The organism is Mesorhizobium calcicola (genome assembly GCF_042682105.1).
In the GTDB taxonomy this organism is placed as follows: Bacteria; Pseudomonadota; Alphaproteobacteria; order Rhizobiales; family Rhizobiaceae; genus Mesorhizobium; species Mesorhizobium calcicola.
In genome coordinates, this window is the sequence record NZ_JBHUGY010000008.1 from 248,839 (window position 1) to 265,654 (window position 16,816).

Genomic DNA, 16,816 nt, shown 5'->3' on the forward strand with positions numbered 1-16,816 from the left:
CGGACCGCACCCCAGCCAACTCCGGCGTAATGTCGATGCAATCTTCACACCCTAGGTGCCGCGGATGACCTTGATGATGGGAATCAGATAATGTCCAAACGCAGCGCAAGCCATCTTGTGTGGATCTCAAAGGCGTTCTTCGTCGCAATCGTGCTGGCGCTGACGGGGTGCGCCTCCGACATCATGAAGAACTACATCGGGCAACCGGTCGAATCGGTCATTCTGGACTACGGTCCGCCGACCGCAGTCGTTGATCTCGGCCGGGGTGAGCGAGCCTATCAGTGGCGGAAAATATCCACCAATGCGGTGTCCGGGACCTCCAGCGGCGAGGTTCGCCAGACAAAACACGGAACCGTCTACGAAGAGACCGAAACGCCGGGCTATATCGAGCGTCAGGAATGCTTCTACACGTTCTACGCCCGCTCTTCGGACGGTCGATGGTTCATCACCAATTTTCGCCAACCGAAGCTGGAATGCGAATGAATTGCCTCAGCCCGCCGGTTGCCCGTGCCCATCTGGTTGCCCGTGAAGGAGAATGCGGTTGCGCATCCTGCTGATCGAGGACGAACCGGAAATGGCCTCGGTGCTGAGAACGGCGCTCGAGCGCCAGGACATCATCGTCGACCATGCCGCGACACTGGCCGATGCCGAGGCCATGGCGCGGCTCGGATATCATGACGCAGTGGTGTTGGACCGTCGCCTGCCGGATGGCGATGGCCTCAGCCTGATCCCGCGCCTGCGCGCCTTGCATCTGGATGTGCCGGTGATCGCGCTGACCGCGCTCAGCGGTCTCGACGACCGGGTGGCCGGGCTCGATGCCGGCGCCGACGACTATATGGTCAAGCCGTTCGCCACGGTGGAACTGGTTGCCAGGCTCAATGCCCTGCACAGGCGTTCGTTCACCACACGCGCCAACCAGACGGTGGTCGGCCGCCTGACCTATGATTTCCGCCATCGCGAGGCGCTTGTCGAGGACCAGGCGCTGGAACTGCCGCGGCGTGAACGGCTGGTGCTCGAAACGCTCATCCGCAGGCCGGGCCGGACCATCATGCGCGGTGCCTTGGAAGAAGCCGTCTATGCCCTCGACGACGAGATCGGCTCCAATGCACTGGATGCGCACATTTCGCGGCTGCGCCGCAAGCTGGAGGATGCCGCTGCCGGCATCGAGATCAGGGCGATCCGCAACCTCGGTTATCTCCCGCGGGCCGCGTCGTGAAAAAGCCGCGCACGCGCTCGCTGCAATGGGTGCTGGTGCGGCGGCTGATCCTGCTGCAGGCGGCGACGCTTCTCATCTTCATCGTGCTGTGCGCAGCCGCGCTGTGGATCGCCAATCCGCGGCTGCTGATCGACAACGAGGCTGCCGTTGCCGCCATCAAGGGCGCAGTCGACCGCGACAAGGACGGCAAATTGATCGTCCATCAGACCGACGAGCTTGCCACCTTTCGCGAGGGCTTCCCCAATGTCTGGTACATCGTTCGCGACGGCGGCGGCCAAAGCGTCCGTTTCGGCAACGTGCCTGGTGTCTATGCCAGGAATTTTGGCGATCTGCTGGGCGAGGCCGATCATGCCACCATCGGATTTTCCGAGGATGATCTGAGGCCGGAAGCCTATCTCGAAAGGGTTTCGACCAAGGCTGGCACGGTGCAGATCATCGCCGCGACACGGTCGTCGCGCGACGAAACCGAAGGGCTCGAAGTCAACATTTCGGCGACGATCGACGTCGCCAGGAACCCGGACGGCAGCAGGAACTGGGAGAAGGCGCTTCCGGCCCTTGCGGTCATCGTCATCATCCTGCTGTTGCCGATCGTGCTGGTCATGGGCACCACGACCCTGGTGACGACGCCCGCGGTGGTGCGCCGGTCCTTTGCCGGCCTTGTCGAAACCGTCAGGCAGGCAGCGCGCATCGATATCGGCACCCGCGCGATGCAGCTGCCGGTCAAGAATGTGCCGCAGGAAATCGCGCCTCTGGTGCAGGCGTTCAACCAGACGCTGGCACGCCTCGCCCAAGGTTATGACCGGCACAACCGCTTCCTCACCGATGCGGCGCATGAACTGCGTACGCCGATCGCCATCTTGCGCACTCGTGCCGAATTGCTGAAGCAGGAGCCGCAAAGCGCGCGCCTGCTGCACGACATCGAGCGACTGTCGCATCTTGCGCAACAGTTGCTCGACCACCAATTGCTCGACCGCCCGACGGACCAGCGCCAGATCATCGATCTCGGCGACCTTGTCAGCCGGGTCGCCGCCGATTTCGCGCCGCTTGCCATCGAGGCCGGCTATGACCTTGCCTTCGAACCCTCGCCCGACAAGGCCCATGTCGAGGTCAACGTCCTGCAGATCGAACGCGCGCTCGCAAATCTGGTGCGCAATGCCATCGACCATGGCGGCGGCAGCGGCACGATCACCATAGCCATCGACGAGACCGGCGGCGTCGAAGTGCGCGATGAAGGCCCGGGCATTCCGGCGCAAGAGCACGAGAATGTCTTCGAACCCTTCTACCGCCTGCAGCCGCAGTCACGAGGAGCGGGTCTGGGTTTGAACCTTGCCCGCCAGATCGCGTTGCTGCACAATGGCACCATCCGGGTGTTGATCGGGCCTTGGCGGGGCGCTCGCATCCGTATGGAACTGCCGGTTCGTTCGTGATTTTTGGCCGCCGGCGGCAAAAAGGGCGGCCGGCCAATGGCGTGGGCGATCCGCTGGCTTATCTATTTTCTAACCAATTCCCGCTATTGCCATTCCAATAGCGGGAGCAAGGGCTTTTGGTGGAGATGGAGAAAAACACCGCGCGAAGCGCCGTCACGTTGTCGGTGGTCGTCCCATGCTACAACGAGCTGGATGGGGTGGCCGAACTTCATCGACGGGTGACGGCCGTGTGCCTGGAACAGGGCTCCTCCTATGAGATCGTCCTTGTCATCGACGGCGCGACCGACGGCACGCGCGAGGCCATTTTCCAGTTGGCCGAAAAGGACGACCATGTCGTCGCCATCGACCTTGCCCGCAACTACGGCCACCAAATCGCGTTGAGCGCGGGGCTCGAATTCTGCCGCGGCCAGCGTATTCTCATTCTCGATGCCGATCTGCAGGATCCGCCTGAACTGCTCGGCGCGATGATGGCGAAGATGAATGAAGGCTTCGATGTCGTTTACGGCCAGAGGCTGAGCCGCGATGGGGAAAGCTGGTTCAAGCTCACCTCAGCCTCGATGTTCTATCGCTTGCTGCGCCGCATGGTCGACGTCGACATCGCGCCGAATTCCGGGGATTTCCGGCTGATGAGCCGCCGCGCGCTCGACCATCTGAACGCAATGCCGGAGCGCTACAGGTTCATTCGCGGCATGGTGAGCTGGATCGGCTTGAAACAGGTTGCGTTCCCCTATGAACGGCACCGGCGCTTTGCCGGCACCACCCACTACCCCTTGAAGAAGATGGTGCTTCTGGCCGTCGACGCGATGACCAGCTTTTCCATCGCGCCCTTGCGGTTCGCCTCGCTGCTCGGAATGCTGTTCGGGCTTCTGGGGCTGGTCGTGCTCGGCTACACCCTCATCGAATGGTCGCTCGGAAACGTGTTGCCGGGCTGGACCAGCCTTGCCGCGATCGTGCTGATCCTGGGCAGCGTCCAGCTCATGGTGCTTGGCATCTTCGGCGAATATCTCGGGCGCATGTACATGGAGACAAAGCGGCGGCCGCTTTACTTCGTCAACGAGATCGTTTCGCGCAACCGGGCAGCCGGTGACAAGGATCTGCCGGTCCATCGCCTGCAGAAGATGGCAAAGAGGGCCGCACGTGCTTGAGGCGGAGTTCGACCAGTTTGCGCGCGAGTACCAGGAACAGCATGCCGCGAGCATAAGGCTGAGCGGCGAAGCGCCGGAATTCTTCCACAAGTACAAGATCGACGACATCGCCGCGACGCTGCGGCAGGCCGGCGTGAAACCGCGACGGATACTCGATTTCGGCGCCGGTGTCGGCAATTCGCTCGGCCATATGCGCAACGCGTTTCCCGACAGCGAGATCACCTTGCTCGATCCTTCGCGGGAATCGCTCGACATCGCCAGCAAGCGCTTTCCCGGCGAGGCCGCCTTCACCCATTTCGATGGCCGGACAATTCCCTTTGCCGACGGCAGCTTCGATCTCGCCTTCGCGGCCTGCGTCTTCCACCACATTCCCGAGGACCTCCAGATCGGATTGCTCGCGGAGATCGGCAGGGTGCTGGCCGATGGCGGCAGCTTCTTTGTTTTCGAGCACAATCCGTGGAACCCACTGACCACCCACGCGGTGAGAAATTGCGCCTTCGACGAGAACGCGGTTTTGATAAATTCGCGCGAGATGCGCAGGCGCATGGTCGCGGCGGGTCTTTCCAACACCCGGATCGTCTACCGGATTTTCTTCCCTCGGCTGCTTGCGCGGCTGAGGCCGTTCGAGCGCTTGCTCACCAAGATTCCTGTCGGAGCCCAATATTTTGCGCATGCGGTCAAATCTGCCGTTTGACTATCCGAGGATGCTGCGATTTGGCGCCGTTGGTCTGATGAACACGGCGCTGGGATACGCGGTCATTCTGGCCGGGCTTGCACTGGGTCTTGGCGACATCGTCGCCAACGCCACGGGCTATGCCGCCGGCCTTGTCCTCGGCTTCTTCCTCAACCGCCAATGGACCTTCACACGAGCCGATGGCTTCCGACCCGGAACCCTGCTGCGATATGGGGGCGTCTTCCTGGTCGCCTACAGCATCAATCTGGCAGTCGTGCTCGTCGCCCGCTCGGCAGGCATCACCGAAAGCCCCCTGGTTCACCTGGCGGGGATCTGCGTCTATTCGATCGTCTTCTATCTGGGTTCGGCTCACTTCGTATTTGTCGGACGCGAAGGTCGCACAGACGATAGGGTCGACCGGAACATTCACGTGACCGATGGGCCCCGGCGGGCGCCGACCAGTCGAACTCCTTGAACCAAACTGTCAGCGGAAACGATTGGAGGCGGCGCACCATGGACAACGCCCAGGCCCGTGTGGAGGCCGCACCATACGACGAGCGGACTCGGCTGATATTCTGCCTGTTCACGGCCTGTGTCGCGGCGGCGTTGATGGTTGCCTTTGCCAATTCCGTCCTGCAGGATCCCGACAGTTGGTGGCAGGTAAAGGTCGGGCTGGATTTCCTGGCAAACCGGACATTTCCGACGGTCGACCCTTACTCCTACACTTTTGCCGGCCATCCATGGATTGCCAAGGAGTGGCTGGGCCAGGTCCTGCTGGCAATTGCCTACCGGGCAGGAGGCTGGAACGGCGTGGTCACGCTGATCATCGCCACGATTTCCCTGACGGTTTTCCTGATGGGGTGGTTTCTCAGCACATGGCTGAAGCCGATCGTGGCGGTTACGCTGGCCTTCGTCGCGGCTGTCGCGATCGGCCCGATCTATACGGGGCGCCCACATATCTTCACCTTCCCGATCGTCATCATCTGGACGGCGGTGCTGTTTCGTGCGGCAAGGGAAGAACGGGCGCCGCCCTCGTGGCTGCTTGTGCTGGTTGTGTTGTGGGCGAACCTGCACGCGACCTTCACCCTGAGCTTCGTCATCGCAGCGTTCGCCGGTCTCGATCTGCTGACACGCACGGGTCTCTCGAAACCGGCCCTCTTGGCGAAATGGATCGCATTTGGTCTGCTTTGCCCGCTTGTCAGCCTGATCCACCCCTACGGCGTCCAGGCCATCCTGGCGACCTTCGCGGTGGCCTACGGCAATGAGGCGGTGTCGCTGATCGTGGAATGGCGACCGTTCAATGTGCAGGATTACCCTCTCCAGGAGGTTGTGATGCTGCTGGCGCTGTTCGGGCTGCTGGTGTCACGGTTGCGAATTGGCTGGGCCAAGGCGTTGTTCATCGTCTTCACCTTGCATGTTTTTCTCGCCCATGTGCGCTTCATGTATTTGTTCTTCCTCCTGGTTCCGCTGGTGATCGCGATGGAGGTCGCACAGCAGTTTCCCTCGCTGTCGGTCACCGCATGGCTGGTTGAAAAGCGCGACGGACTGGAAGAATTCGCCGCCAGGCGGTTCTACGCGATTTGCGGCACGGCAGCTGTTTTGCTGATCGGCGCGGTCGCCGTGCTCGGTAGCGCCTACCAACTCACGCCGAGCCCGAAAACGTCGGCCAGCGGGGCGCTGGCATTCGCCGAAAGCCATCATCTGTCCGGCAACGTGCTGAATTCCTACGATTTCGGCGGTACGCTGATTTTCCATGGGATCAAGACCTATATCGACGGACGGACCGACCAGCTGTTCCTGGGCGGTTTTACAAAAACCGAGGACGACATGGGACAAAGTAACGGCAAGCCGCTCCTCGAAGCCCAGTTGAAGAAATACGCAGTCGACTGGGCGCTGCTGGCGGCCGGCGACAAGCGCATTCCCTTCTTCGAGGAGCTGGGCTGGAAGCGCGCCTATTCGGACGAGTACGCCCTGATCTACCTGCCCGGCGCCTGACCCCTGCCGCGCCGGCGCGGGTGCCGTCAGGGTTGTTGACAAAGCCCTGACGACGGCCGGTCCGGCAGCTTTTGTGCCGGTAGCTTTCATCGACATGTGACGGCAGTTATGCTAATAGTTTGGAGATGGTGCTGATTCGCGCCAGTGACCCGCCGGACAGGCGGGTTTTTTGTTTGATGCTTCGTCAACCAACGTGTCGGCGAAGGTTCCGAAGGAACCTGATAGCCCGGATTCGTTGCCCTGCAGGTGCTGTTTTGACGATTGCCCGAAGCCGGGCCATCATGGTAACGAGGGCATGCGCGGGTATGATGTAATGGTAGCTTGTCAGCTTCCCAAGCTGAACGCGAGGGTTCGATTCCCTCTACCCGCTCCAGCCGTCATCCCACTTCCCTCAAAATAAAATCGTGCAGCATCTTGGCGGCCGGCGACAGCACGCGGTTCTTCACGGTGATCAGGCTGTAGGGCCTGACCTCGATGTCGAATTCGGTCTGGACGATGTCGATGGCGCCGGCCAGCCCGTCGGGATTCTGGATGAATTTCGCCACCTGGACCGATACCGGCGCAATGGCATCGGACTGTGCGACCATGACCAGGGTCAAGAGCAGCGAGCTGGTGTTGAGGATACGGTCCGGCAGGGCGATGTTGCGGTTGAGGAAATTGCTCTCCATCGCCTGGCGCAAGGGTGAACCGCCCGACTGGAAGACCCAGTCATAGGCGGCGGTCTCTTCCAGCCGCACCGCCTTGCCCTTGGTGAGCGGATGACCCCGGCGCACGATCAGGCAGGCCTTCTCGACGCCGATGACGCGCGACTCGAACAGCCGCGGGTTGAGATCGTCAGGGATGCGCGCGATGATGAAGTCATGGCGTGAGGCGATCAGTTCGCGTGCCAGCACGTTGGAGGTCTCGACCTGCATGGTGATCTCGATGCGCGGATAGATGCGGCGGATTTCGCGAATTGCCGGCACCGCCAGTTCGATCGCCGGCGCCGTCACGGCACCCAGGAACACCGAGCCGCCCTTGCCCGCCTTGAGCTCGGAAATCTCGCGGTCGACCTCGCGCATCTCCAGGAGAATCGAGCGCGCGCGCCTGGCCAGTGCCTTGCCATAGGGCGTCAAGGTGATTCCGCGCGGTAGCCTTTCACACAGCTTGACCTCCAGCACGGCCTCCATCTCGCTGATCATGCGCGAGGCCGCCGGCTGCGAAATGTTCATGACCTGGGCTGCCGCGCTTACCCGGCCGTGGTCGTCGAGCGCGACGATCATGCGCATGTGACGCAAGCTGAGACCGCTGCGCAGCAAGGTTTCGCCGTCGCCCGGAAGTTCGTCGTAACCGCCTGAGATTCCAACAGAATTGCGCAACCCTGCCATGATTTTCCCCCGCTGCTCGCGCGTAATCGTCCGGCCATGCGGCCATGTTTCATCCTCTCCTGATATATATCAGCTTCGGTATAGCAACCATCAAAGATCGCATTTGACAGTTATGGCAAAGCGCCACACCCTTGGCGCGTTCTGAAATCTGACGGTCGGTAGCGAGCAAAATCGTATCGGCCGAAATCAGCGTCTTGGGACCATTGGGAGGATACCAGAGATCGATATGCCGGCGGTGGCGCGCTTGTGCCTCCGCTCGACTGCGCGGCCCGCGAAGCCCCGGGGTGCCGCGTCCATCAACCAGGGAGAGTTAATGTGAAGATCATCAAGACGTTGGCCGCCGTTGCGGCCCTTGGCATCGCCGCCATGACCGTGACGGCGCATGCAGCAGACAAAGGCCTGATCGGCGTGCTGATGCCCACCAAGACCTCGCAGCGCTGGATCAACGACGGCGACGCCGTCAAGTCCCAGCTCGAGGCTCTGGGCTACACCGTCGACCTGCAGTACGCGCAGGACGACATCCCCAACCAGCTCAGCCAGCTGGAAAACGAAATCACCAAGGGCCCGAAGGCGCTGATCATCGCCTCGATCGACGGCACCACACTGTCTGACGCGCTGCAGAAGGCCGCTGACGCCGGCGTCGTCGTCGTCGCCTATGACCGCCTGATCAAGAAGACCGGCAATGTCGACTACTACACCACCTTCGACAATTTCGGCGTCGGCGTCATCCAGGCGAATTCCCTGGTCAAGGGCCTCAAGGAGCGTTTCCCGAACACCAAGCCGTGGAACGTCGAACTGTTCGGCGGCTCGCCGGACGACAACAACGCCTTTTTCTTCTACAATGGGGCGATTTCCGTCCTGCAGCCGCTGATCGACGACGGCTCGATCAAGATCAAGTCCGGCCAGACCGGCATGGACAAGGTCGGCACGCTGCGCTGGCTGGCGGCAACCGCTCAGGCCCGCATGGACAACCTGCTCTCCGCCAACTACTCGGACGGCAGCCGCGTCGATGGCGTTCTGTCGCCCTATGACGGCCTGTCGCGCGGTATCACCGCATCGCTGCGCGCGGTGGGCTACGGCACGGACGCCCAGCCCTGGCCGATCGTGACCGGCCAGGACGCCGAGACTGCTTCGGTCAAGCTGATCATCTCGGGCGAGCAGTACTCGACCGTGTTCAAGGACACCCGCGAACTGGCCAAGGCCACTGTCGGCCTGGTCGATAAGGTGCTCTCGGGCGGCAAGCCCGACGGCCTCGACACCAAGACCTACAACAACGACGTCAAGGTCGTTCCTTCGATCCTGCTGACGCCGCATGACGTCGACAAGTCGAACTACCAGGCGCTGGTGGTCGACTCCGGCTACATCAAGGCCGAAGACCTGAAGTAATCTCGCTTGCAAAAACAGGGGTCCTGCGCAACGCAGGGCCCCTTTTCGTTAACCAGCGAGCCCGGTATTGTTTGCCGGCCTCGGAGGAGCTTAATTCCTGATGACCTCGACGATTTTGGAGATGCGCGACATCACCAAGACGTTTCCCGGCGTGAAGGCGCTGTCGAACGTCAACCTCAGCGTCGAGGAAGGCGAGATTCACGCCGTGGTCGGCGAGAACGGCGCCGGCAAGTCAACGCTGATGAAGGTGCTGTCGGGCGTCTATGCGTCCGGCACCTATGAGGGTGCGATCGTCTACCGTGGCGAGGAATGCCATTTCAAAGGCATTCACGACAGCGAACACAAGGGCATCGTCATCATCCACCAGGAGCTTGCGCTGGTGCCGATGCTGTCGATCGCCGAGAACATTTTCCTTGGCAACGAACACGCCAGATTTGGCGTCATCGACTGGAATGCCAACGAGACGCGCACCAGCGCCCTTTTGAAGAAGGTGGGCCTCAAGGAGGACCCCAAGACGCTGATCACCAATATCGGCGTCGGCAAGCAGCAACTGGTCGAGATCGCCAAAGCGCTCAGCAAGGAAGTGAAGCTGCTGATCCTCGACGAGCCGACGGCGAGCCTGTCGGAAAAGGACAGCCAGGCGCTGCTCGATCTGCTGCTCGAATTCAAGCGGCAAGGCATGACCTCGATCCTGATTTCGCACAAGCTCAACGAGGTGAACCGGGTCGCCGACAAGGTCACGGTCATCCGCGACGGGCGGACCATCGAGACCCTTGCCAAGAAGGACATCAGCGAGGACCGCATCATCACCTCGATGGTCGGACGCTCGCTCGACGACCGTTTTCCGCCGCGCGAGCCGAAGATCGGCGAGACCGTGCTCCAGGTGAAGAACTGGTCCGTCTACCACCCGATCCATGCCGAGCGGCAAGTGATCAGGGGCATCGATATGGACGTTCGCAAGGGCGAGGTGGTGGGTATCGCCGGGCTGATGGGCGCGGGGCGCACCGAATTCGCGATGAGCCTGTTCGGCCGCTCCTATGGCCGTCACATCACCGGCGAGGTGCTGCTCAAGGGCAAGCCGATCGATGTCTCCTCGGTGAGCAAAGCGGTGGAACACGGCATTGCCTACGTCACCGAGGACCGCAAGACCTACGGTCTCAATCTGATCGATCACATCAAGCACAACATCACGCTGGCCAACCTGCCCGGCGTGTCGCGCCACGCCGTGATCGACGACCTGCGCGAACTTGCCGTCGCCAACGACTACAAGGCCAAGACCAACATCCGCTCGTCCAGTGTCTACCAGATGACCGGCAATCTGTCGGGCGGCAATCAACAGAAGGTGGTGCTGTCGAAATGGCTGTTTGCCAATCCGGAAGTGCTGATCCTCGACGAGCCGACGCGCGGCATCGACGTCGGCGCCAAGTATGAAATCTACACCATCATTGCCCGCCTCGCCTCCGAGGGTAAGGCGATCATCGTCATCTCGTCGGAGATGCCGGAACTGCTCGGCATCACCGACCGCATCTACGTCATGAATGAAGGCCGCATGGTCGGCGAAATGGCGGCCAGCGACGCCAGCCAGGAAAAGATCATGCGCGCCATCGTTCGCGGAGAAGGAAAAGCATCATGACCACCGAGAGCGCTCCCGCGCCGAAAAGCGGCGTTGCCGAAGATGTGCAGCAGGGGCCGCGTGTGGCCGTCTCGGCGCTGATCACCAATCTGCGCGAATACGGCCTGATCCTGGCGCTGATTGCCATCATGGTGTTCTTCCAGTTCACGACCTCCGGCACGCTGTTCAAGCCGGTGAACCTGAGCAATCTGGTGCAGCAGAACAGCTTCATCATCGTGATGGCGCTGGGCATGCTTCTGGTGATCGTTTCGGGCCATATCGATCTCAGCGTCGGCTCGGTCGCCGGGTTCATCGGCGCGCTGGCGGCAATGATGATGGTCATCTGGCCGCTCGGCCCTTTGAGCAACCCGCTGGTTGTGTCGATCATCTGCCTCGTCATCGGCGGCGCGATCGGCGCGGCGCAAGGCTACTGGATTGCCTATCACCGAATACCGAGCTTCATCGTCACGCTGGCGGGGATGCTGATCTTCCGCGGCATCTGCCAGGCCCTGCTGGGTGGCGGGTCTTCCGTGGGGCCGCTTCCAGATGGGTTCAAGGCGCTTAGTTCCGGCTTCATTCCGGACGTGATCGGCTCCTTGACGCTGATCCCGCCGACCGTGAACGCCGCCGGCAAGACCATCGTCGGCAGCGGCCTGACGCTGCATATGACGACGATCGTGATCGGCCTCGTCGCCGTGCTCGCCTATGCCTTCTTCGGCCTCAAGGCACGGCGCACGCGCGAGCAACATGGCTACCAAGCCGAGCCCTTCACGCTGTTCGTCGTCAAGACCCTGGTGACCAGCGCCCTGGCGCTGTTCCTGGTCTACCAATTCGCCACCTACAAGGGCCTGCCGATCGTTCTGATGGTGATGGGCGCGCTGATCGCACTGTTCGTGTTCGTCACCAAACGCATGACGATCGGTCGACGCATCTACGCGATGGGCGGCAATGCCAAAGCGGCGCAGTTGTCGGGCATCAAGACCGAGCGGCTGACCCTGATGGTGTTCGTCAATATGGGCGTCCTGTCGGCGCTTGGCGGCCTGATCATCGCGGCGCGCCTCGGGCAGGCGGTGCCGGCGGCAGGCCTTGGCAGCGAGCTCGACGTCATCGCCGCTGTGTTTATCGGCGGCGCCTCGGCGATGGGCGGTGTCGGCCAGGTCATCGGCGCTGTGGTCGGCGGTTTCATCATGGGCGTGATGAACAACGGCATGTCGATCATGGGCGTCAATGTCGACTGGCAGCAGGTGGTGAAAGGCCTGGTGCTGCTCGGCGCCGTGGTGTTCGACGTCTACAACAAGAACAAGGGCTGAGGGAACCAGGAAGGCATACGGGTCACATCGCGGCGCTGCCCGGCGGCACGAAAAGAAGTCCCCCGAGGGACCAGGCTCGCGAGCGCAATCCGAATGGAGAATTTCAACGTGGCATGGACGAAGTCCGGGCCGCGCTGGGTAAGGTTTGCCGTTCCGGCAACCCTGCCAAGGCAAATGAGAGAGGATTCATCATGCTGATCTCCCAGATTCTCGACGACGCCGAGACCATCCGCGTCGTTGCCCGCAACGGCGGCAAGACCCGGATCATCAATGGCGCCCGCAGCGTCTATTCGCTGGCGATGGAGGCCGCCCGCACCGGCGTCGGCCTCGTCGCGCTGATCGAGCGCAAGGGGCTTGGCGAGACCGTCGATCTCGATGCCGCCTACAAGAAGGGGCGGCTGCTGTCGCCGATCAACCATCCCGATCCGGCGCACCTGCATATGACCGGCACCGGACTGACACATCTCGGTTCCGCCGCGACACGCGATTCCATGCACAAGAAGCTCGGCGCCGACGGCGACGAACAGTTGACCGATTCCATGAAGATGTTCCGCATGGGGTTGGAGGGCGGCAAGCCTGCGAAAGGTCAGATCGGCGTGCAGCCGGAGTGGTTCTACAAGGGCAACGGCACGATGGCGGTGGCGCCAGGTGCAGCACTCCGGTCACCGGCCTTCGCCAAGGACGCCGGTGAGGAGCCGGAGGTGGCCGGCATTTACGTCATCGGCGACGACGGCGCGCCGTTCCGTGTCGGCTTCACGCTGTCGAACGAGTTTTCCGACCACGTCACCGAGCGCGTGAACTATCTGTTCCTCGCCCACTCCAAGCTGCGCAACGCCTCGTTCGGGCCGGAAATCCTGATCGGTGACCTGCCCGCCGACATCAGGGGCACCTCGCGCATCTATCGCGACAACGAGGTGCTGTGGGAAAAGCCGTTCCTGTCTGGCGAAGCAAACATGTCGCACACCATTGCCAATCTCGAACATCACCACTTCAAATATGCGGCCTTCCGCCAGCCGGGCGACGTGCATGTGCATATGTTCGGCACGGCGACGCTGTCCTTCGCCGACGGCATCACGACCGAGGCTGGCGATGTGTTCGAGATCGGGGCCAAGGATTTCGGCCTGCCGCTGCGCAATCCGCTCGAGATCGAGCAGCCGGTGAAGGTGGCGGTGAAGGCGCTTTGAGGCGGCCTCCTTACCTTCTCCCACAAGGGGAGAAGGAAGAAACGCTCTCCAGCCTCAATAGATATCGAAGTCGAAGTACTTGGCCTGGATCTTCTTGTAGGTGCCATCGGCAACGATGGCGTCTATCGCCGCGTTGAGCTTGTCGCGAAGTGCCGTGTCCTCCAGGCGAACGGCGATGCCGGCTTGCGTCTCCGTGCCCTTGACGTCGCCGACCAGCTTGCAACAGCCGTCGCTTGCCTTCTTCAACCAGTCCACCAGCACGAATTTGTCGGAGATGACGGCATCGAGCCGCCCGTTCGTCAAGTCGGTGATCGCCTCTTCCTGGGTCGGGTAGAGTTTTGCCTCCGCGCCCGCCTTGCCATAGACATTCTGGGCATAGTCGGCCTGCGTGGTCGAAGCCTGGGCGCCGACCGTCTTGCCGGCAAGGGCCGCCGGTTCGGTCGAGGCGAGATCGGTATCCTTCGGCGCCACCAGCGCCAGCGGTGTCGTATAGTATTTGTTGGTGAAGGAGACCTGCTTCTTGCGCTCCTCGGTGATGCTCATCGAGGCGATGATGGCATCGAATTTCTTGGCCTGCAGGGCGGGAATGATGCCATCCCAGTCCTGGGTGACGATCTCGCACTCGACCTTCATCTGCGCGCACAGCGCGTTAGCGATATCGATGTCGAAGCCGACAACCTTGCCGTCGGAGGTGATGGTGTTGAACGGCGGATAGGCACCCTCGGTGCCGATCTTCAGTTTCTCCGCTGCCTGCGCCGAAAAAGAGCCGGCCGCCATCGCCAGCATGGCAGCGCCTGCTGCCGAGATGATCCATTTCGAAATCTGCATTTCTTGGTTCCCCTTGAACGCCGCCAGCTTGAACGGCCAGCAAGGCAGCCAAGCATGGCGAGCCAGCGCAGGCAAGTATATTGCCCGACGGGAATGGGTTCAGCGCGCGGCGCGGAAATGCTTGGACAGCTTCAGGCCCTGCGCCTGGTAGTTGGAGCCGAGATCGGTGCCGTAGAGCGCCTGCGGCCGTTTCAGCATATGCTCGTAGACCAGCCGGCCGACGATCTGGCCATGGTCGAGGATGAACGGCACTTCGTGGCTGCGCACTTCGAGCACTGCCCGGCTGCCGGTGCCACCGGACGCAGAGTGGCCGAAGCCCGGATCGAAGAAGCCGGCATAGTGGACGCGGAATTCGCCGACCAGCGGATCGAACGGCGTCATCTCGGCGGCGTAGAGCGGTGGCACATGCACCGCCTCCTGGCTGACGAGGATGTAGAACTCGTCAGGATCGAGCACCAGTTCGCCAGCACCGCTCTTGTGGATCGGCTCCCAGAAGTCGACCACCTCCTGTGCGGCGCGCTTGTCGACATCGACGAGACCGGTGTGATGCTTGCCGCGATAGCCGACCAGCCCGCTTTGATCGCCGTTGAGGTCGATCGACAGGGCGATGCCGCCGCCGGAAATGTTCGGTGGCTCGGTGGCGACCAGCATCTCGGCGCGATGCAGGTCATGCAGCTCGGCTTCCGAGAGCAGCGCATTGCCGGTGCGAAAGCGGATCTGCGACAGGCGCGAACCGGTGCGCGCGACGATCGGAAAGGTGCGCGGGCTGACCTCGAGATAAAGCGGGCCGTGATAGCCGGCGGCGATCTTGTCGAACTCGTGGCCACGGTCGGTCATGACGCGGGTGAAGATGTCGAGCCGCCCGGTCGAGCTCTTCGGATTGGCCGAGGCCGAAATGGCCGCCGGCAGTGCCAGGCTTTCAAGCAAGGGCACGATATAGACGCAGCCGGTCTCCAGCACCGCGCCGTCGGCAAGATTGATCTCGTGCAGTTGCAGCCGGTCGAGCTTTTCCGAAACCTTGTGGTTGGGACCCGGCAGGAACGAGGCCCGCACCCGCCAGGCTTTGTCGCCGAGCCTGAGATCCAGGCTCGCCGGCTGGATCTGGTCGGCATCGAGCGCGCGGGTCGACTTCAGCGCGCCGGACTGGAACAGCGCCGAAATGTCCTGATCGGGAAGAATGCCTGTTTGCCGCAAGGCTCCACTCCTAGGCCAGGCGATTCTTGGGCCAGGCGATTTTCCTGTCGCAGGTTCTTGCCGCAAAACCGTGGAACACTTTTGCGGAAACCTGCCTGGTACAAACCTCTTAATCAAGCCGGCAATTGACGCAAGCGTGGCGCGGGTCTAAAGGGTCGTTATCCCGTGGTGATTTGGCCGGTCGGCTTGCAGCCACGTTAAACAAGTCGCTAAAGGACCGTCGGGCCGCAAGGCCGTATGGACCGGTTGCGACTTTCGCGGCCGGTTTTTTTGTGTCTGGAACAAAAGCGATGAGCACCAAGAAGCGCAACTGGAAGCCTCAAACAGCACTCGTCCATAGCGGAACCCTGCGTTCCGGTTTCGGCGAAACCTCCGAGGCGATGTATCTCACCCAGGGCTATGTCTACGAAACGGCGCAGGCGGCCGAAGCCCGCTTCAAGGGCGAGGAGCCGGGCTTCATCTATTCGCGCTACGCCAATCCGACCGTCGACATGTTCGAAAAGCGCATGTGCGCGCTCGAAGGCGCCGAGGATGCGCGTGCCACGGCGTCCGGCATGGCGGCGGTGACGGCCGCGCTTTTGTGCAGCGCCAAGGCCGGCGACCATATCGTGGCGGCGCGTGCGCTGTTCGGTTCCTGCCGCTGGGTGGTCGAGACGCTGGCGCCGAGATACGGCATCGAAGCGACGCTGGTCGACGGCACCGACATCGCCAACTGGGAAAAGGCCGTCAAGCCGAACACCAAACTGTTCTTCCTGGAAAGCCCGACCAACCCGACGCTGGAAGTGGTCGACATCGCCGCGGTCGCCGCGCTTGCCAATTCGATCGGCGCGCGGCTGATCGTCGACAATGTCTTCGCAACGCCCCTGCAGCAGAAGCCCTTGCAGCTCGGCGCACATATAGTCGTCTACTCGGCGACCAAGCACATTGACGGCCAGGGCCGCTGTCTCGGCGGCGTCATCCTGTCGGACAAGAAGTGGATCGACGAGAACCTGCATGACTATTTCCGCCACACCGGCCCGAGTCTCTCGCCGTTCAATGCCTGGACGCTGCTGAAGGGCCTGGAGACGCTGCCGCTGCGCGTGCGCCAGCAGACGGAAAGCGCCGGCAAGATCGCGGATTTCCTGGCCGAGCGGCCCGAAATCGCCCGCGTCATCTATCCCGGTCGCGCCGATCACCCGCAGGCGGCCATCGTCAAGAAGCAAATGTCGGGCGGCTCGACGCTGATCTGCCTGGACGTCAAGGGCGGCAAGCAGGCGGCCTTCGCCTTGCAGAACGCCCTCGACATCGTGCTGATCTCCAACAATCTCGGCGATGCCAAGAGCCTGATCACCCATCCGGCGACGACGACGCACAAGAACCTGAGCGACGAGGCCCGCGCCGAACTCGGCATCGGGCCGGGCACGCTCAGACTGTCGGTCGGCCTGGAAGATACCGATGATCTTCTGGAGGACATCGAACAGGCGCTGAAGGCCAGATAAG

At 62.1% G+C, this 16,816-nt stretch carries 15 protein-coding genes, 1 tRNA gene and 1 riboswitch; of the genes, 13 read left to right on the forward strand and 3 right to left on the reverse strand.

The genetic code is table 11. The features are described from left to right. Positions 1-90 precede the first annotated feature (90 nt). The 8 genes from ACFSQT_RS04660 to ACFSQT_RS04695 all read left to right on the forward strand — a co-directional run bounded on the left by ACFSQT_RS04660 (position 91) and on the right by ACFSQT_RS04695 (position 6,829). Positions 91-483: a hypothetical protein gene (locus ACFSQT_RS04660; protein ID WP_379017164.1), complete on the forward strand. Its 393-nt coding sequence runs from the start codon at positions 91-93 to the stop codon at positions 481-483. Between the two features lie 58 nt (positions 484-541). Continuing rightward, complete coding sequence (locus ACFSQT_RS04665; RefSeq protein WP_379017165.1) at positions 542-1,216, forward strand: response regulator transcription factor; 675 nt, start codon at positions 542-544, stop codon at positions 1,214-1,216. Beyond that, positions 1,213-2,643, forward strand: coding sequence for a sensor histidine kinase (locus tag ACFSQT_RS04670; RefSeq protein ID WP_379017166.1), 1,431 nt, complete (start codon positions 1,213-1,215; stop codon positions 2,641-2,643). The genes ACFSQT_RS04665 and ACFSQT_RS04670 overlap by 4 nt, the downstream gene beginning before the upstream one ends. Positions 2,644-2,768: 125 nt before the next feature. Continuing rightward, positions 2,769-3,788, forward strand: a complete 1,020-nt coding sequence (locus tag ACFSQT_RS04675; protein WP_379017198.1) for a glycosyltransferase family 2 protein — start codon at positions 2,769-2,771, stop codon at positions 3,786-3,788. Next, positions 3,781-4,482 (forward strand): class I SAM-dependent methyltransferase, encoded by a 702-nt coding sequence (locus ACFSQT_RS04680; RefSeq protein WP_379017168.1) that lies wholly within the window; start codon positions 3,781-3,783, stop codon positions 4,480-4,482. The genes ACFSQT_RS04675 and ACFSQT_RS04680 overlap by 8 nt, the downstream gene beginning before the upstream one ends. A 10-nt stretch (positions 4,483-4,492) precedes the next feature. Continuing rightward, positions 4,493-4,936, forward strand: a complete 444-nt coding sequence (locus tag ACFSQT_RS04685) for a GtrA family protein (protein WP_379017169.1) — start codon at positions 4,493-4,495, stop codon at positions 4,934-4,936. A gap of 38 nt (positions 4,937-4,974) precedes the next feature. Further along, on the forward strand, positions 4,975-6,456 hold the full coding sequence (locus ACFSQT_RS04690) for a hypothetical protein (protein ID WP_379017170.1): 1,482 nt from the start codon (positions 4,975-4,977) through the stop codon (positions 6,454-6,456). 299 nt (positions 6,457-6,755) lie between these two features. Then, positions 6,756-6,829, forward strand: a tRNA-Gly gene (locus ACFSQT_RS04695). Between the two features lie 4 nt (positions 6,830-6,833). Here the strand turns inward: ACFSQT_RS04695 and ACFSQT_RS04700 are convergent. Beyond that, positions 6,834-7,823: a LysR family transcriptional regulator gene (locus tag ACFSQT_RS04700; protein ID WP_379017171.1), complete on the reverse strand. Its 990-nt coding sequence runs from the start codon at positions 7,821-7,823 to the stop codon at positions 6,834-6,836. A 315-nt stretch (positions 7,824-8,138) separates the two neighbouring features. Between ACFSQT_RS04700 and chvE the strand changes: the two genes are divergently transcribed. The 4 genes from chvE to araD1 all read left to right on the forward strand — a co-directional run bounded on the left by chvE (position 8,139) and on the right by araD1 (position 13,315). Continuing rightward, a complete protein-coding gene (chvE, locus tag ACFSQT_RS04705) occupies positions 8,139-9,209 on the forward strand; it encodes a multiple monosaccharide ABC transporter substrate-binding protein (RefSeq protein WP_379017172.1) in 1,071 nt (356 codons plus the stop codon). A gap of 100 nt (positions 9,210-9,309) precedes the next feature. Continuing rightward, positions 9,310-10,842 carry a multiple monosaccharide ABC transporter ATP-binding protein gene (gene mmsA, locus ACFSQT_RS04710; RefSeq protein WP_379017173.1) on the forward strand — a complete coding sequence of 511 codons (1,533 nt, stop codon included), beginning with the start codon at positions 9,310-9,312 and terminating at the stop codon, positions 10,840-10,842. Further along, positions 10,839-12,131, forward strand: coding sequence for a multiple monosaccharide ABC transporter permease (gene mmsB, locus ACFSQT_RS04715; protein WP_379017174.1), 1,293 nt, complete (start codon positions 10,839-10,841; stop codon positions 12,129-12,131). The genes mmsA and mmsB overlap by 4 nt, the downstream gene beginning before the upstream one ends. A 191-nt stretch (positions 12,132-12,322) precedes the next feature. Further along, positions 12,323-13,315, forward strand: coding sequence for an AraD1 family protein (gene araD1 / locus ACFSQT_RS04720; RefSeq protein WP_379017175.1), 993 nt, complete (start codon positions 12,323-12,325; stop codon positions 13,313-13,315). A 54-nt stretch (positions 13,316-13,369) separates the two neighbouring features. Here the strand turns inward: araD1 and ACFSQT_RS04725 are convergent, their stop codons facing one another. Continuing rightward, entirely contained in the window at positions 13,370-14,143 is a 774-nt protein-coding gene (locus ACFSQT_RS04725; protein WP_379017176.1) for an ABC transporter substrate-binding protein, read from the reverse strand. A 99-nt stretch (positions 14,144-14,242) separates the two neighbouring features. Next, entirely contained in the window at positions 14,243-15,337 is a 1,095-nt protein-coding gene (locus ACFSQT_RS04730; protein ID WP_379017177.1) for a 2'-deoxycytidine 5'-triphosphate deaminase, read from the reverse strand. Between the two features lie 155 nt (positions 15,338-15,492). Next, positions 15,493-15,570, forward strand: a riboswitch (SAM riboswitch). A gap of 57 nt (positions 15,571-15,627) precedes the next feature. Here ACFSQT_RS04730 and ACFSQT_RS04735 point away from each other — a divergent pair. Next, complete coding sequence (locus ACFSQT_RS04735; RefSeq protein ID WP_379017178.1) at positions 15,628-16,815, forward strand: O-succinylhomoserine sulfhydrylase; 1,188 nt, start codon at positions 15,628-15,630, stop codon at positions 16,813-16,815. Position 16,816 lies beyond the last annotated feature (1 nt).

Coding starts and splice junctions, on each gene's coding strand:
- araD1 (WP_379017175.1), top strand. CDS start 12,323: ATGCTGATCTCCCAGATTCTCGACGACGCCGAGACCATCCGCGTCGTT.
- ACFSQT_RS04735 (WP_379017178.1), top strand. CDS start 15,628: ATGAGCACCAAGAAGCGCAACTGGAAGCCTCAAACAGCACTCGTCCAT.
- mmsA (WP_379017173.1), top strand. CDS start 9,310: ATGACCTCGACGATTTTGGAGATGCGCGACATCACCAAGACGTTTCCC.
- ACFSQT_RS04700 (WP_379017171.1), bottom strand. CDS start 7,823: ATGGCAGGGTTGCGCAATTCTGTTGGAATCTCAGGCGGTTACGACGAA.
- ACFSQT_RS04685 (WP_379017169.1), top strand. CDS start 4,493: ATGCTGCGATTTGGCGCCGTTGGTCTGATGAACACGGCGCTGGGATAC.
- ACFSQT_RS04725 (WP_379017176.1), bottom strand. CDS start 14,143: ATGCAGATTTCGAAATGGATCATCTCGGCAGCAGGCGCTGCCATGCTG.
- ACFSQT_RS04675 (WP_379017198.1), top strand. CDS start 2,769: ATGGAGAAAAACACCGCGCGAAGCGCCGTCACGTTGTCGGTGGTCGTC.
- mmsB (WP_379017174.1), top strand. CDS start 10,839: ATGACCACCGAGAGCGCTCCCGCGCCGAAAAGCGGCGTTGCCGAAGAT.
- ACFSQT_RS04660 (WP_379017164.1), top strand. CDS start 91: ATGTCCAAACGCAGCGCAAGCCATCTTGTGTGGATCTCAAAGGCGTTC.
- ACFSQT_RS04690 (WP_379017170.1), top strand. CDS start 4,975: ATGGACAACGCCCAGGCCCGTGTGGAGGCCGCACCATACGACGAGCGG.